18 protein-coding genes and 1 pseudogene are annotated in these 14,463 nt (G+C 58.4%); 3 read left to right on the top strand and 16 right to left on the bottom strand.

Annotation, left to right across the window (positions count from 1 at the left end):
• Positions 1 to 2 precede the first annotated feature (2 nt).
• From VJS46_RS09890 to VJS46_RS09815, 16 genes are all read right to left on the bottom strand, one after another.
• Entirely contained in the window at positions 3 to 647 is a 645-nt protein-coding gene (locus VJS46_RS09890; protein WP_324059867.1) for a hypothetical protein, read from the bottom strand.
• A complete protein-coding gene (locus VJS46_RS09885) occupies positions 647 to 1,465 on the bottom strand; it encodes a tail fiber domain-containing protein (protein ID WP_324059866.1) in 819 nt (272 codons plus the stop codon). The genes VJS46_RS09890 and VJS46_RS09885 overlap by 1 nt, the downstream gene beginning before the upstream one ends.
• A gap of 47 nt (positions 1,466 to 1,512) precedes the next feature.
• Entirely contained in the window at positions 1,513 to 1,791 is a 279-nt protein-coding gene (locus VJS46_RS09880) for a hypothetical protein (RefSeq protein WP_324059865.1), read from the bottom strand.
• A 74-nt stretch (positions 1,792 to 1,865) separates the two neighbouring features.
• Positions 1,866 to 2,258 (bottom strand): hypothetical protein, encoded by a 393-nt coding sequence (locus tag VJS46_RS09875; protein WP_324059864.1) that lies wholly within the window; start codon positions 2,256 to 2,258, stop codon positions 1,866 to 1,868.
• Entirely contained in the window at positions 2,255 to 3,658 is a 1,404-nt protein-coding gene (locus VJS46_RS09870; RefSeq protein WP_324059863.1) for a hypothetical protein, read from the bottom strand. Before VJS46_RS09870 ends, VJS46_RS09875 begins: the two co-directional genes overlap by 4 nt.
• On the bottom strand, positions 3,652 to 4,308 hold the full coding sequence (locus VJS46_RS09865; protein WP_324059862.1) for a phage adaptor protein: 657 nt from the start codon (positions 4,306 to 4,308) through the stop codon (positions 3,652 to 3,654). The genes VJS46_RS09870 and VJS46_RS09865 overlap by 7 nt, the downstream gene beginning before the upstream one ends.
• A gap of 12 nt (positions 4,309 to 4,320) precedes the next feature.
• On the bottom strand, positions 4,321 to 6,072 hold the full coding sequence (locus tag VJS46_RS09860) for a LamG-like jellyroll fold domain-containing protein (RefSeq protein WP_324059861.1): 1,752 nt from the start codon (positions 6,070 to 6,072) through the stop codon (positions 4,321 to 4,323).
• A gap of 83 nt (positions 6,073 to 6,155) precedes the next feature.
• Complete coding sequence (locus VJS46_RS09855) at positions 6,156 to 6,647, bottom strand: hypothetical protein (protein ID WP_324059860.1); 492 nt, start codon at positions 6,645 to 6,647, stop codon at positions 6,156 to 6,158.
• 8 nt (positions 6,648 to 6,655) lie between these two features.
• Complete coding sequence (locus VJS46_RS09850) at positions 6,656 to 6,988, bottom strand: hypothetical protein (RefSeq protein ID WP_324059859.1); 333 nt, start codon at positions 6,986 to 6,988, stop codon at positions 6,656 to 6,658.
• Entirely contained in the window at positions 6,985 to 7,200 is a 216-nt protein-coding gene (locus VJS46_RS09845) for a hypothetical protein (RefSeq protein WP_324059857.1), read from the bottom strand. Before VJS46_RS09845 ends, VJS46_RS09850 begins: the two co-directional genes overlap by 4 nt.
• 45 nt (positions 7,201 to 7,245) lie before the next feature.
• Positions 7,246 to 8,205 carry a DUF5309 domain-containing protein gene (locus VJS46_RS09840; protein WP_324059856.1) on the bottom strand — a complete coding sequence of 320 codons (960 nt, stop codon included), beginning with the start codon at positions 8,203 to 8,205 and terminating at the stop codon, positions 7,246 to 7,248.
• Positions 8,206 to 9,207 (bottom strand): hypothetical protein, encoded by a 1,002-nt coding sequence (locus VJS46_RS09835; protein ID WP_324059855.1) that lies wholly within the window; start codon positions 9,205 to 9,207, stop codon positions 8,206 to 8,208. It lies immediately after the preceding gene.
• The gene (locus tag VJS46_RS09830) at positions 9,204 to 9,497 is read right to left on the bottom strand and encodes a hypothetical protein (RefSeq protein ID WP_324059854.1); all 294 of its coding nucleotides are present in this window, start codon (positions 9,495 to 9,497) and stop codon (positions 9,204 to 9,206) included. Before VJS46_RS09830 ends, VJS46_RS09835 begins: the two co-directional genes overlap by 4 nt.
• Positions 9,494 to 11,608, bottom strand: a complete 2,115-nt coding sequence (locus VJS46_RS09825; protein WP_324059853.1) for a portal protein — start codon at positions 11,606 to 11,608, stop codon at positions 9,494 to 9,496. Before VJS46_RS09825 ends, VJS46_RS09830 begins: the two co-directional genes overlap by 4 nt.
• The gene (locus tag VJS46_RS09820; protein ID WP_324059852.1) at positions 11,608 to 12,894 is read right to left on the bottom strand and encodes a PBSX family phage terminase large subunit; all 1,287 of its coding nucleotides are present in this window, start codon (positions 12,892 to 12,894) and stop codon (positions 11,608 to 11,610) included. The genes VJS46_RS09825 and VJS46_RS09820 overlap by 1 nt, the downstream gene beginning before the upstream one ends.
• Entirely contained in the window at positions 12,891 to 13,202 is a 312-nt protein-coding gene (locus tag VJS46_RS09815) for a hypothetical protein (RefSeq protein ID WP_324059851.1), read from the bottom strand. The genes VJS46_RS09820 and VJS46_RS09815 overlap by 4 nt, the downstream gene beginning before the upstream one ends.
• Positions 13,203 to 13,360: 158 nt before the next feature.
• Here VJS46_RS09815 and VJS46_RS09810 point away from each other — a divergent pair, with 158 nt between their 5' ends.
• The 3 genes and pseudogenes from VJS46_RS09810 (at position 13,361) to VJS46_RS09800 (ending at position 14,235) form a co-directional block, all read left to right on the top strand.
• On the top strand, positions 13,361 to 13,645 hold the full coding sequence (locus VJS46_RS09810) for a hypothetical protein (RefSeq protein ID WP_324059850.1): 285 nt from the start codon (positions 13,361 to 13,363) through the stop codon (positions 13,643 to 13,645).
• 3 nt (positions 13,646 to 13,648) lie between these two features.
• Positions 13,649 to 14,008, top strand: a pseudogene (locus VJS46_RS09805) (transposase); the annotation flags it as partial.
• 59 nt (positions 14,009 to 14,067) lie between these two features.
• Positions 14,068 to 14,235: a hypothetical protein gene (locus VJS46_RS09800; RefSeq protein WP_324059849.1), complete on the top strand. Its 168-nt coding sequence runs from the start codon at positions 14,068 to 14,070 to the stop codon at positions 14,233 to 14,235.
• Positions 14,236 to 14,463 lie beyond the last annotated feature (228 nt).

Below are 14,463 nucleotides of genomic sequence, written 5' to 3'. Positions count from 1 at the left end.
GATCACGGAAAGGGGCGCGGGCCGGAACCCGCACCTCCCAATATTTTCTGAGATGCACCAACCCCATATTTCGCGTCAAAATCAGCGGCCAAGTTCGGATTCTTCCGCAGATGATCAATGGCCCCCTGTGGGGCGGCGGTTGGCGCGAGAGCATCCCCACGCGGCAATCCCTGAGGATAGATCGTGCTTGTCCCGTCATTGTTCCTCTGCACGAATGGCGGTGGCAGCGTCTTGTTTTGCAGATAGGCTTTCGCCGCATCCGGGCCGAGTTGCTGGGCTATAAAGGCATAATCCGCCGCCGTGTCATTGTTGACTGGCTTTGGGTTATTTCGCTCCCACTGCTCTTTCCACAGCCAGTCAGACATGCTTGTCTTGCGGTCAGCCTCACGCTGCTGCAATGCCCGCTGATTCTGGAATGACTGATTAACCATGTTCGCAGTCATGGGCTGACGTGTGAAGGCATCACCAATCGCTCCGAGTGCGAGGCCAAGACCGTCCTTCAAGGTAAACTTCCCGCCCTCCAGCCACCGCCTGTTATCCGGTATTGTTGGCATTTGAGGCGCAGTCATGGGTTGGACTTGGATCAGCGGGGCGGCCAATTCACTATCGTTGAATTGCAGGCCCCTGGAGTTTCCGAACATAGCCATCAGACCAACTCCGCCAGCTTGGCATAATCGACGGTCATATACTCACCCATGATCTTCGGGCCGAGAGCCTCGGGATAATGTTCGGCTACATCCTGCGCCATCACGCCCACGTGCCGCTGATCACCTCCTTCCTCGGTAATGTAGCTGTAGAGGTAGGTTGGGAGTTTACCCCACTGGCCTACGTGCACTACGTTTTTCTTCAATCGCCGGTCGGACGCCATGATCGCCGCCGAACCCAACTGAGCGCCTGCCCCAAGCAACGCTTGCCCAAGGCCGCCGCTCGTTTTGGTCGTCTGGGAATTGCTCCAGAGGCCGCCGAGACCTTGTGCCAGCTTCTCCGCACCGATGTATGGCACTTCTGCGGCTGTTGCACCAAGCGCGCCAAGCGTGGCAGCGTCGGCATTGGCGGCCTGGTTGATACCAAGGCCCAATTGCGCCGCGCGTTCCATGCGCCCCATCTCATCGCCATAGCTTTGATAGCGCAGGCGGTTTTCAGCCTCTGCGAGTTGCTTGCCAAGCTCCCCTATCTGGCGCGATGAGCCTGTCTGCCCGGCATTGGAAAATAGCGCATTGATCCTGTCCGTGACGCTATCGCCGGTCTGATCGATCATGCCCTGAAGATAGGGGTTCTGCTTGTCGAGATATTTGCCGCCAAGCACATCGGCGGAAAAGCCGCGCGCGCCCTCCAAATCCTGCCCCATGTCGGCAGAATAGGTCTTGTAAGCGTCAAAAAGGCTGTCTCCAATCGCTTGGACCCTGGGAGCATTTGCGTCATAGGTACTTTTCAGAGCGGCAGAGGCCGATTGCAGATGCGGCATCGCCTGCTTTGAAGGGCCTGTTGATGTTTTCTGCGATGACAAGCCCATCAGAGCGCCTTTCGCAGGCTGGTCTGATGCAGTGAATATCCGGAAGCCTTCATTACCCTTGCCCATCCTTCGCGCGATTGAATGACCGCGATTTCACAACCATGAAGCCTGCCATGGGCTTCTGCTTGCGGAATGAGCTGAGACACGACCGTCTCTAGGTTTCCTGCCGCCAATTCACCGTGAAGCTCTTTCAAGCCGCTGGGATATGTGCGGATGCTGGCCAATATAGCAGAATCGGACGCCGTGAAAAGCACCATTTTCCCGGTGGCAATCTGCACGTCGAGCCATTCCAGCGGGTAATATCTCGGGTCCAGAATCTTGGCGAACTCACCCCGGAACCGCCAATATGCGGCTATGCCTGCATCGTCTGCCAGACCGTTCCGTCGCTCACCAGCGTGCACCACGATCCCGCTGTTGCCGGGAGGATCGCTGTCCCCGCTGCCCCGCCCGCTATCGGGACGACATTGCTCGACGCGCTCACCACGGTCTGCGCCTGGCGGTTGGTGATCACGATCTCGCGCCCCGGCCATTGCGCTGCGTTCGGCAAGGTGACTGTGCATGATGATCCCGATTTGTTGTTGATCAGCCAGACCTCAGTGTCGGCCACTGTGAAGTCTGCTGTTTTGGTGACTGGCGCGCCCCTCCCAAGCAAAGCCCTGCTGGTCAGGAGGGAGTTGAGCGCAAACGCAACTTGGCGCACCCATTCAGGGCGGTTTGTGTCGGTCGTGGAGACAAACAGGCTCACTTTGCGCCCTCAATCGTATATTCGAGGCGGACGCCGTTGCAGTAGGTCCACGTCGCACTGGCGGGGATCTGCACTCTGATCCCGTTCCATTGCCCATTTGAGCGCAGCGGTAGCCGCCCACTGCCCCGCATGGAACCTGACACCTTGAGGTTAGGACTGTCCCCAGCGCGTTTACGCGCATCAATGGTTACGGTTCCGGTCGTCGCATCACTAATCAGCCATGCCCCGGTTATCCGCACGCTCTTGCCCTGCTCAATCTCCATCGGGGGCAGCGCAATGGACATCGCCAGATTGTCGCCGGTCAATGTGCCCACGGTGTCGCTGTAGTTGACGATCAGGAAAAGAGGCTGGCCACCCGCAAAGATCGACGCATCCAGCGAATAAGGCACGGTATCAATGCCTCCCGGATAGAGCGCGTCGATGCCCTCAAGGCTCGTGTTAAGCGTGAAGCCCTGAAACACCATCTTGACGCCGGTTTCCGCGACCGACCATTTCTTGCGCGTCCAGTTATAGGACCAGAGCCGCCCTGGATCGCCCGGCATCGACCATGTGACGGTGGTTGAGCGTGGATCGACTGCCGCGCGTATGCTCGATACGATGTCCGCGCGACTGTAGGACTTGAAGAAAAACTCGTCGATCTCGTCCACACCAATCGGCAAAACCTGATTGCGGTCGCAGACCTTGAATCCCTGATCAGAGAGGAAAAACACCAGCAGGCCGGCTTGAGCCACAGAGCCTTTCGCCATGCAGCCGATGTCCTTGCTGATCTCGTCGAACTGCCAGACAGTTACGTCACCGGTATAGGTGGCCCGCTTGACCGAGCGCTGTTGCAGGATGACACCCGTCTCCCCGCCGCATAGGCCCATGATATCGCCACCGGACGGGAACGGTACAGAAAGGCTTTGGTTCGTCCCCGCCGTCCATTGCGCACTGTTGTTGTATCCTGAAATTGACAGCGTATTGCGCGCCGAGGGGTTCCCGGCGAGAAATGCTTGCTGCCGCACCGTGGCGACAAGATCGCTTGCTGGTGGGCTTCCACCGAGCGCCGCCGCGGTCCCTGCCGCGATGGCATAGCTCACCGGAGCAGCCCCGTTGACCGCGATGACGTTATCCCCGAACTGATCGAATCTCCAGATTGTGGCCGATAGCGCGCCTAGGACACTGGCCCAGGTTCCGCCGACATAATGATAGAGGTTGGTCGCCGTACCTCCAAGCATGCGGGAAGTGCCGTCCGCGCCGATGAAGGAGGCACCCCCGAGAATGCCAGACAGCGCCGTGGTGACAGCGGAAAACGCCTTAACCGGCCCATATCCGTTCGCTATCGCGGTGACATTGGAGAAGTCGCCGGTCGTCAGCGGAACGTCAGGCGTCCATGCCGGGAAGGGGACTGTGGCTAACAACGCGCACCCCTGATTTGCGCTGGGCCGTTCGGGACAAGTGGCCCAGCGCCCCACCGATCCGTGCGGCTTTCGCGTTGCAGGCTGGCTATGGCAAGGTCCAGCTTTTCGGAGCACAGCGCGATGGCCTCAGCGTCCCGGATATAGATTGCAGCCTCCAGAAGCGTGCCAACAAGGTAAATGTCCGCATGCTCTTCCAAGAGCCAATTTGTGTCATTCTCCGATGTAAGGGGTGATATGCGCGCAAAATAGGTTACCCCGAACACCGTAGGGGCCGATGGGGGAGGTGCGAATGTGATCGTGCGTCCCTCAATATAAAATGCTTTGGGCGTTCCTGATGAGCCTGAGAATGATCCGGCTGCGGCTTGCGGCGCGATCTCGTACAAGGGCCTGTCTGGCGCCCCCTCAATGTAGATTTTGCGCAGTCTGCGGAAGTCAGATGGCAGCACATAGCTTTCGTCAGCGGTTGTCCATGTCGTGCGCGTCTCCATGTTGACGGCACGCAGTTCACGATTGAGCCGCGCTTCCAGAAGTGCCACGAAGTCAGGAATCCGGTCTTCAAGGTCGTCGCGGTCAAGCCAGAGCGCCACCTTGTCGCGCAACTGGCTATAGTTGCCGATGGTGCCAGCGATGATGACTGATAATGCAACCATATTCGAGCACCCCTAAGAACTCACGGCGTCAATATACGCCTGAACCTCTGTCTGGATTGTCCCGTCTGCCGCCAGTTTGGCGATGACCCCATGATCGTTGCCCGGATAGGCATTGCGCGTCACATTGCCGTTGCTGTTGACGACTAAGGCATGCTGCCACTTCTGAATGTCGAGATAGCCGCCCTGTTCACCCTTCATGGCGTATAGGATTGCCATCATGTCGCCGAAACCGCGTGTGCTGGTCTGAGCGATGCTGTTCTCGACACAATAGGTGCCCCATGCGCGCTTCCAGGGATCCGTCGCGTGTGTGTTGTCGGCATTCTTGATCCGGAACACAGGCGTCTGGAACGACGGTTTCGAGGCCATCAGGATCGGCACGGGGCAATTGCGAAATACCCGCTTTGCCTCAGTGAGGCCGAAATTGTTATTGTTCTCCTGCGAGCCGTCATCGCTCGTGCCGCAAAAGGCAATATATTTGGCTTTCGCCTTCATCAGGTCCCAGCCATTGCGCGCATCGATACCGTCGCCGGCAGACGAGATCAGTCCATCGACACTGTGCCAGGTGCCGCCGATCCCGATAACTATGCTGTTGTCCGCAGCGGCGGCGAGCAATGTCCGATATTGCGTCACGGAGGATGTGAACTCGGTGCGCTGACGCATGGTCGCCGGTGAAGCGCGGAACTGATCGACGATGTTTTGAGGCCAGGTCAGCGTCGTGGTGTCGCCCGTGCTCCCCTGCCACGCGCCAAGCGGGATCGACGCGAGCTTCGCGTGGCTGATACGAGTGGCCGCGTCCTTCAACAAGATGTCGGCGGCCGCAGCGGAATATGTGTAATTGCTGGTGACGATCATGCCCTTGAGATCGACTTCGCCCAGCTTGTCAGCGCGCGCGATCAGGGCGAGGTTGTTCACGCCGTCGATATCGCTGTCGATGTCGTCGTCCCATATGAAAGCGACAGGTGCAGTTGGCGCGGCAAAAACGCTGGCTGTATCGTTGTAGCTCCAGGTCTTGCGCTCACCCCATAGGTTGCTGATCTCTTGCGCCGTCAAAACGCGGCTATGGATGCTGACGTCACCCACATGCCCTTGCATGTGATTGACCTTGGTGGAGCTATCTAGGCCCTTGCAGCCCAGCTGTAGATCGCCAGCGCCGGCGCAGGTTCCCGTTGTGATTGGACCTGCCGCCGTAATGGTGCGCGTCGTCAGTTCTACGCCATCAAGATAGAGCTTGATCCCTGCCGTCGTCCCCGAGCCGTCATTGGTGACGCAGAGCATATGCGGAACCGCCTGGCTCACCACCGTGTCTGTTCCATAAAGCGCCATGCTGGTGGTGCCGTTATGAAGCTCAAAGCGCAGGCACGTTCCGGGCGAACTGAACTTCCGGATATTCATGTCCCAGCCCTGATTGGTGCCGGAGCCAAGCGCCTTGGTCAGGACACTGAAGGCTGTGTTTGTCGCATACCCGCTATCAAGTTCGTGACTGACCCATGCAACAATGCTGAACGTCTTATTCCAATCAACATAGGCATCGGCTTGGGTGTTAGCCGCCGCATTCCCGTAGCAGCGCCCTGTACCGTCGCGATTGATCTTGGCCGATCCGCCAAGGTCATCCGTGAAACTTGCTTGAACTATACGAGCGTACATGTCTCCACGCGAGCTTGTGCCATTGGGGGTCAGTGTGCGGGAAGCGTTCAGGCGATCAGATTGCGCGCCCTGCGAAGCGCGCATGCGGAAGTGCGTGACCGCATCCAGTGTATCAATCATGTCCGCATAGCTATCGTCGTAGGTAATGCTCGACTTTCGAAAGCCGTATCCCAATCCGGAGCCAGGATAGATAAACCCGCCCATTATGCATAAACTACGTTCAGGCCAACAACGTCTGCCGCCGTCAAAGCGCCCGTATCCGCGTCGGCAGAGCCGGTGGTGAGCGCATAGGCAATGCCGGTATTGAGGCGAAAACCGAATGCGAAGTCAATGACGAACCCCGCCGTAGCAGGCAGGGGAATGGTCAGAACCGGCGTATCCGTCCCCACTGTGGGCGCGCTAGCCTTGTCATAGATCTTGAGATAGCGCAAGGCAGCAGCGGCATTATAGCCGATGATCTGCATGATTGCGCCGCCTGACGCCTTCGCGGATGTGGCGTTGGTCGAGGCTGCGGTAGAGACGATGCGCGAAACAGAGGTGGTGGAGCCGCTCAAGGGAGGGGTAGGCGTGACCGAACCTGAACCAATTGTACCGGAAACGACCAGCGCTCCGGTATTATCCAGCCTGGCACTTGCCGACTGCCCGTCTGTCAATGGCGCAGGGGAAGCCTTATATTCCCCGAGCAGATTACCCATAAATCCTCCTACACCCGCAGTTCAGACGTGCGCAGCCAGCGCCAGTCGGGGTCATTCAGTTTGCGCTTCAGCTTCTTGTCGGCATCCGGGCATTTGTCCGCGTCGTAGACATACCAACCCTCTTCGTTCAGCCATTTCAGCACGAAGATCGGCGGGATGGTGGCGATGGGATTGTTATAGTCGGACGTGATGGTCTTGCCGTTGTGAACCTGAAGCGCCTTGTTCTGCTCAATCAGCGGCTCAAGGTCCTGCACCGCCTCAACGGTCATGTTTCCGTCATCGTCACAATAAAAGTGACGGGTTACACCGAGTAAATTGGTTTCGGTGTGGATCAGTTTCACGCCAGAGGCTCCACGGTGACAGGGCGCTTGGTCGGAATGCACTGACCCGAATCAAGAAGGTGATTGGCCAGAGCCTCCTCGACTTCCGCTACATCGCCATGTTTGACGACGCGGGTTCCTTCGCGCACCGGGCCAAGTAGGCGGCGGCCATCGCCAAGATGCACATCAGGGCTGCAATTGCATTCGATCCGTACCAGCTTTGCTTCGGTCATGATCATCTCCAAAAGGGTGGGAGGGCCGAAACCCTCCCTAGTTCATCAGCTGGTGGTGAGATCGGCCACAACCATGTGAGCAAGCTCGTTTGATACTTTTAGGGTATATTCCACGAGCATCTGGCGCTTCTCGGTATCGCCGCTCTTCGACAGCTCCCAGTTACGCATGGGGCGCAGGTAATCGACCTGAGCCATGCGAGGGTCCACGCCGATGACGGTACGCGCACGCACACCATAGGGGTGAGGGATGGCCGCCAGTCGCCCGAAGTCGCCAACATAGACATCGGCCGCACCGATGATCACCGCCGCCTTGTCGCCGGTATCGCGGCGCTGCTGGGCTACGCCAGCAAATGCCGAGAATGCCTGCTTCTGGAAGCCGCCCATGTAGAGCTGGTTGGGCTTGCCGCCGTTGTTGAACGCCAGCAGATGGGCCGCCTTCAGCAGAGCTTCCGTGAAAGCGCGCTGTGTGCCGTCCGTTGGTGCCGCAACGACGCCGCCAGAGAAGCCGCCCCCCGAACCGCCCGCGCCGCGCGAAGCATTGGTGGTAATCCAGCTTTCGATGCCTGCCGACTGACGGGCCGTGCCGGCAGCACCCGCCACAGATGCCTTATTGGAGAGCATCTGCTTTTCCTGATCGCGGGCCAGCTCGAGGCCTTTGAGCATGACCTGGCGCGCCATTTCGGTTTTCCGGCCGGCCTTGTTCACAGCATCATTGGTGCCGGAAACAACAGCGGTCTTGTCGGAAATCTGACAGCGGTTGCCGACACGCGCCGGGACGTTTGCCGCATCGAGTGTGGCGTCATCACCTTCAAGGACGGCATTGTCATCAGCAGCAGCGGTCAGGTTTTCCGTCTGCCACTCATGATAGGTGTTCGTCGCCTTGCCAGTGCCGATGTTGTTTATGAACGGGGTTTCCTCCGGAGCCACACGATAGATGATGTCCGAAAGGTCTTCGCGGATGCCTACGTTCGCATAGGTCGTCGCGGTATTGGTAGGAAGTGCCATTTACCGTTTCCTTTCAAAGAGCAGCGCGGCGGCGTCATCGCCACTGCGCGTCAGCCCGAAATTGTTCATTGCCTGGGTTTTACGCTGTGCTGTGGAGGCCTGCTGCTGGCTGCGGGTCGGCTTGACGCCGGGCCTTGCCATGCGGGGCATCTCCTTGGCGGCACGAACCCCTTCCATCTTCTTCGCCATCAGCTTGTCGAGCTTGTCGGCTTTCGCGCGCCACTCGGCAGCTTTCTTCAAGGCAAGGATGTCGGTTGAGGAGGCTTCCGCCATCAGCTCCACGGGGTAACCGAGTTCCGAGCCGATGGACTGCAACTCAGTCTGCAGTTTCGGCCCTTCGGATGGATCGAACCATTCGGGTAGCTGCTCTTTGAGGCGCTGGGCATCGGAACCGCGTTCCGCTTGCTGCGCCTGGGTGCGGGCAAGATTTGCTTGCTGCTGAACCTGTGCGATCTGCTGGTGCAACTGCTGTTGCTGGTCAGCCCCCGCACGATACGCAGCGTCCTGCCGCTGATAGGTTAATACATCATCCGGGTTTCCTGTGTAAAGCAGTCTTTGATCCGGAGGCTGTGGCGTGAACTGCTGTGCGTAGACAGCGAGCGCCTGAGCGTGATTATCGTGGAGTTGTGCAATCACCTCTCGTGCTTGTGTTTCCACCTGCTGGCGGGTCTGCGATGCCTCGAAACCGACCTTCCGGACATATTTGTCGCGCTCGGCCTCCCGGCGCGCTACGACAGCCTGGGCATCAGGCGGGAGAGTTTCCCAGACCTTGGCGTCTTCCTTGGACCAGGACGCCGGAAGAGGGGCTTTCTCCACCAGATCAGGTTCGCCCTCATCTTCCCCGCCTTCCTCTTCGCCATCACCGGCCTCTTCCTCCTCGGCAGGAATATCATCTTCCGAAAGCTCAAGCTGCTGCTCTTCCTGAGAGGCCTGCTGCTCACCTTCCTCTTCGACAAGGAAGTCATTGATGGAGGGAATGTCGTCCTGTTGCTCACCGCTCATAACCATTTCCTTTTTGCGACCGGAAGTTCTGCTATTTCTCTGGCTCGGTTGATCTGGTGTTCAGCCACGCCCCCATTCGCGATGATGGCGCGGAGATGGGCTTCAACCTTGTCAATTACGTTGCGAGCGACGGCGAGTTTGACGATTTTGTCCGAAGCCCACGGCTCCTTGGCCGCCACAGCAGTCAGCGCCTCCATGTATTCCGCGCGGATGCTGTCGAGCGCCGGGGAGAGGAATCCGAAGGCCTGCTGTGCCTGCCTGCCGCGTTCTGCGAGTTGCTCGGGGGTCATTTATCCAAGTCTCCACCTTCGCGGAACTTCTTGGTTTCCGCGTCCTGCGCCGCTTTCATCTGGGCCAATTCCCGCTGCTGCTCGATCTGCATCAGGCTCAATTGCCATTCACGGTCCGCCTGCTGTTGTGCGAGATTGGCTTCGAATATCGCCTTGTCGCGCGCCAGTTGTTCGTTGAGTGCAGCTTCCTCGCGCTTGGCCTGTAGTTCGGCCTCAAGCTGCTGCTGCTTCAGTTGCGCCTCAACCTCAATCTGCCGAGCCTTCAGCATCATGTCGCCTTTGCTCTTCTGCTGATCGGCCTTGACCTTTTCGGCTTGGATCATCGCGTCCGCCTGCACCTTCAGCGCCGCTGGGTCTTGTTTCTCTGCCTTGGGTCCAAGAGTGGCGGGATCGGTCAGGTAATCGCGAACCGAACCAAGGTTGGCATCGGCAATGACGCCCTTGACCATGTTGTAAAGCCCCTCATCCGTGACGATGCGGGAACCGCCCTGTGCTGCGGCCTGCATGATCTCCAGTACGGTCAGGCGATATTGCAGGCGCTGGTCCTTGCGGCCTGAGCCAAGGCCGACGCGAACGCAGACCTTCATATCGTCGGGCCACTGGCGCGGGTCCACCGTCTTGGTTTCGCCGTCGATGGTGATCTGCATTGGTTGCCCAAACTCGCGCATGAGCCGATATTTTTTGAGCATCAGCCGGGCGAAGGCTTCCGCAAAGTTGCGCGCCAGATATTCCTCGATCTGCTGGCCCTGCGCCTGCATCAAGGCTGTGCCGGTGGCGGTCTTGTTCAGCGTGTCCGCGTCAAGGCCCTGGTTGAGGCGGGTAATGCCGGTGCGGGTTTCCTTCTCGCCATTCAGCACCTCCATGAACTCAAAGGCGTTCTGGGCAACGAACGGAATTTCGACAGGCACAGGCCCCTGCGGTCCGACATGGCGGATGATTCCCGCTGCCCGAACGGTCAGGAGGTCGTCAATCGTCGTGTCACCAATTGAGCTTTCGGCAATCGTCCACCGCGGTGCGTTCGACTGATACACATTGTCCAGCGCCTGGCGCATCAGCACAGACCGCGTGCGCTGGATGTCCATCACCTTATCAGCAAGGCTCTGGCCGATGATGCGATGTGGAGACGGGAAAGGGCACCAGATGACGCCTGGTTGCTCATCGATCTCCTGAATGGCATATTGCCCGTCGCGCATCAGAACTCGCGTCCCGACACGATGCACCAGCAGCAGTTCAGCTATCCCGTCCCCATTCAGGTCATAGCGAGCATACTCCTCGCGATACCAGACCTTGCGATTGACGCCTGAACGGTTGAATGCGCTGCGCCAATAAGGCCGGTCCGCCCCATCGCGGGCGTCAGAGAGAACGCCATTATCCTCGCTGTAATCGTCCGCGTCAGCAAGTTCGTCGGTATCAAAGCCCATCTCCGCCAGTTCGGAGAGGGTCTTTGGCGTCTTGAAGCCGATATAAACCCCATCCTCGTCCAGATCGCGCGTATCCTGCGCAATGTCGCATTCCTCATTAGGAACGACATAATCACGGAACTGCGGCGGTTGAGGAACCAGAGCGGCGACACGAAAGGCCGTCTCTTCGGCGTCCAGTGGTGAGGCGGCAATGATCTGCGCGCCTTGGTCCACCATTTGCGCGATTAGTTCAGCCGGCACGTCCTGCTCAACACGCTTTGGAGGTTGCACCTCAATGCAGCATTTGGCCGTGCTAGTCTTTTCGAGTAGCCCAGCCTTGATCCAGTCATGAAGGAAGCGATAGCCGTCCTGCCCCTGCATGAACTGATGCGAGACAGCCGCCGTGGCCTCTTCGGCAGTGTCCTTGTCGTAATATTCGAACTCAACGACACGATCCCCGCTGACCATCGTGCGGAGCAGTGAGACGGTCATATAGTCCACGACCTCGGCGACATCGCGGGTGACAACCTGGCTGCGCCCCTCTTCCTCGTCTCCGAATGGTTCGCCGTTGTAGAAATCGATGGCGACAGCGCGCTCTTCGTCAATCAGCTCGTCGCGGGCGTTCTCTTCCTCTTCGCGGAGGAAGGAGACCATTCCCTCAATATCGATCTCCGGTTCGTCGTCTGGCGCGTCGATTGGCTGGCTTGCCATTAGACAATTCCCCGATTGCTATAGTTGATGACACGCTGGATTGCTGGCGGCTTGTAAGTCACAGCCATGAGGCCGAATGCGTCTGCACAATGACTCGACCAGTCATGTTCTGGGCCAAGGCCTATCCCGCGCACCTCGTCCTTCTTTTCGTGGTACCAACCCAATGCCTGTAGCCCGCCAGCGCAGCGGGTTTCATCAAACCACATGCGGGGGAAGAGACGACGAACAGCCTCGATGCGAATATTAGCTGCGCCGGCACCCTGATTGGGAACAACCGTTACCGGGAACGCGGCTTCCCGCAGCGCGCTTTCGTAGCTGACCTGATAGACCTTATCGTGAGCCGCGCCATCATGGGGAAGAACGACTTCGCAGCCGTCATAACCCTGTGCCCGCATCCACGCGACATGCGCAGAGAGGGGTTGCCCCTGCGCCTCGTAATAATCCACCAACTTGATCTGCTGGCCGATGAACTGCGCCACCCAGATTGCGCACGCGTCAGCTTTTGCGCCCGTTCCGCCGATGTCCCAGAACGTGCGCAACCGCATAAGCGGGTCCGCGGGCACAAAGCCTATGCGGCTCTCGGAGCGCGCCAGCGCCAGTGACTTTGCGAAGTAGGCTCCTTCCGCAACGGTCACATATTCGCCGTCCCAGATATGCCCATATTGGTCAGGGTTGACCCTGAGGCAATCAAGGCGCTCCTGCTCAAGTTCAGCAGGTAGCCACGGATTGTCCGAATAGTTCGCCTGAACAACAAGTGAATTGGTGGGTGGATCACCACCGCGAAACATCGCGTCAACCGGATCGGTGCGCATACGCGGGTTCCAGCTGAACCACAATTCAGAGCCTGGGGCGCGAATGGTTGGGCGAAGTAGCTGGAGCGAGCGAGAGGAAAGTGTTTGCGCTTCCTCCACCCATGCCCGATTGAAGCCCTCCAGCGACTTGATGCTTTCCGCCGTATGGTCCTGCATCCCCTGGAAAATGATCACGCCATTCCCTGGCGTTTCAATCCGATCCGCCAGAACCTTGAAGCCGTCTTTTTCACCAAGGCCGAATTCCTCGATCTTGCTTTCGAGCAGGCGCTTTGCCGATTCCTTCAAGCTCTTTTGCACCTCGCGGATACAGACCGAGCGCATGCCGCGATTAGCGAGATGCTCTTCAATCAAAAGCCCCGCGAAGAACCACGACTTGCCGGAACCGCGCCCCCCGTGCGCCGCCTTGTAGCGCGATGGCTGTAGCAACGGCTCAAACACGCCCGCTGTGTCGATCTGAAGGGCTAGCGCTTTCATTCGCCATCCTTAACGATGCGGCGCGTGATATTGATCTCTACAGGTCCGCCGTCCTCGCCGGTGACCTGCATTGGCAGCACCTTTCCGAGCAGAGGTAGGAAGGATTGCGGATTGGCTGAGGCTTGCGTCTTGAGATAACCGACGAGGCCGTCCTTACCACCGGCTTGAGCGGCGGCTGCCAAGATGGCATCCTTGAGTAAGGCGGTTGTTTTGTTCAGGACGCCTTTCTTGCGTCCCTTACCGGCATTGGTTAGGTTTTCAGGTTTCCCTTGCTTTTGGCTTGTATTTTGCTGGCGGCCCGCTGTCATAATGGACAAACCAACTAAGGCACAAAAACCACTCTGCCTATGCGGTCAAATTCAGCATACCTAAATTTTTGGGAATTATATACTTGACTCCCTAAAGCGGATCAGGTAGTTATCTTCTTATCAGGAGGCGATAGAGCCTCAAAACAAGGAGATACGGAATGGCTTACATCGCAATCGAATGGACCTATGGCCGCCCGAACACTGGTGCGGACGAAGATGAAGCCCGCGCCGCGTCCGCTGCTGAAGCCGTCCTTGACGCGGCGGGCGTGGACTACAGTGAAGCCGAAGCCGAGTATCAACGTCAGTGGCTCGAATTTGACGACGAAGCGCCGATGAGCGGCCTCGCTCTGACGTGGATCAAGGCCCGTCAGGCGGCTGACATCGCTCTCACCGAAGGATGGCACAACACGGACGGCGCTTCCTGCTCGATCGTGGCGGGCTAAGTCATGAGCAAGTCCACCATCAGCACCTTTGAACTGTTCGAGATGTTCCCCGATCAGGAAAGCGCACGGGCCTATTTCGAGGCTCGCCGCTGGCTGAACGGCGTCATATGTCCCGCCTGCTCGGAGGCAAAGCGCATAGGGACGCGCAAGGGCGGCTTTTATCGTTGCAACGCTTGCCTGCTCGATTTTACCGTCCGCACCGGAACCATCTTCGAGCGGGCTAAGGTGCCACTGCATAAGTGGATTTATGCCATGTATCTGCTTGTTACGAGCCGGAAGGGCATCAGTTCGATGCAACTGGCGAAGCAGATCGGCGTCACTCAGAAAACCGCCTGGCATATGCTCCACAGGCTTCGGGAGGCGTGGGCGCTCGAAAGCGAGGCCAACGAACTTCGCCTTGCCGCGATGGGGGATGGCTTGAAATGACCGTGCGCATAAAAGCGATCCTCGACGCTGTGACCGATCGCGTCCTTTCCTACAAGCCGAAGGACAGAGGCTTACAGGCAAAGAAGATCGGTCGCCGTGTGAACCGGCAGAAAAAGAAGGCTGAAGCCGGGGAGGCTCAAGACGATGGGGAGTCATCTATATAATTCCCAAATTTTTTAGGCGCTGCACATAGCGCCGATCAGCACCCGTCGCCCTCACAACCTGCATGATGGCGCATGGACCATGCTTGCGCCAGTACGTCAACACCCGCGCACGTGTCACGGGGGGTCTCCCCAATCTAGCCATTCAATCCCCCTGCGCCTCAATGATAACCATTTCCTTAACCCCGTCTAAATTGCCCTCAGAAGCCCGTACAGATGGATTGTGAAATT

The organism is Rhizorhapis sp. (assembly GCF_035276005.1).
Taxonomy (GTDB): Bacteria; Pseudomonadota; Alphaproteobacteria; order Sphingomonadales; family Sphingomonadaceae; genus Rhizorhapis.
Note: the sequence above shows the minus strand (reverse complement) of the source record. Positions and strands in the feature narration are given on the sequence as shown.

Bases quoted from the DNA above. Each gene is read 5' to 3' on its own strand.
- VJS46_RS09885 (WP_324059866.1), bottom strand. From the start codon at position 1,465: ATGCCGCATCTGCAATCGGCCTCTGCCGCTCTGAAAAGTACCTATGAC.
- VJS46_RS09855 (WP_324059860.1), bottom strand. From the start codon at position 6,647: ATGGGTAATCTGCTCGGGGAATATAAGGCTTCCCCTGCGCCATTGACA.
- VJS46_RS09845 (WP_324059857.1), bottom strand. From the start codon at position 7,200: ATGACCGAAGCAAAGCTGGTACGGATCGAATGCAATTGCAGCCCTGAT.
- VJS46_RS09820 (WP_324059852.1), bottom strand. From the start codon at position 12,894: ATGAAAGCGCTAGCCCTTCAGATCGACACAGCGGGCGTGTTTGAGCCG.
- VJS46_RS09825 (WP_324059853.1), bottom strand. From the start codon at position 11,608: ATGGCAAGCCAGCCAATCGACGCGCCAGACGACGAACCGGAGATCGAT.
- VJS46_RS09800 (WP_324059849.1), top strand. From the start codon at position 14,068: ATGACCGTGCGCATAAAAGCGATCCTCGACGCTGTGACCGATCGCGTC.
- VJS46_RS09860 (WP_324059861.1), bottom strand. From the start codon at position 6,072: ATGATTGATACACTGGATGCGGTCACGCACTTCCGCATGCGCGCTTCG.
- VJS46_RS09810 (WP_324059850.1), top strand. From the start codon at position 13,361: ATGGCTTACATCGCAATCGAATGGACCTATGGCCGCCCGAACACTGGT.
- VJS46_RS09890 (WP_324059867.1), bottom strand. From the start codon at position 647: ATGGCTATGTTCGGAAACTCCAGGGGCCTGCAATTCAACGATAGTGAA.
- VJS46_RS09865 (WP_324059862.1), bottom strand. From the start codon at position 4,308: ATGGTTGCATTATCAGTCATCATCGCTGGCACCATCGGCAACTATAGC.
- VJS46_RS09840 (WP_324059856.1), bottom strand. From the start codon at position 8,205: ATGGCACTTCCTACCAATACCGCGACGACCTATGCGAACGTAGGCATC.
- VJS46_RS09830 (WP_324059854.1), bottom strand. From the start codon at position 9,497: ATGACCCCCGAGCAACTCGCAGAACGCGGCAGGCAGGCACAGCAGGCC.
- VJS46_RS09815 (WP_324059851.1), bottom strand. From the start codon at position 13,202: ATGACAGCGGGCCGCCAGCAAAATACAAGCCAAAAGCAAGGGAAACCT.
- VJS46_RS09835 (WP_324059855.1), bottom strand. From the start codon at position 9,207: ATGAGCGGTGAGCAACAGGACGACATTCCCTCCATCAATGACTTCCTT.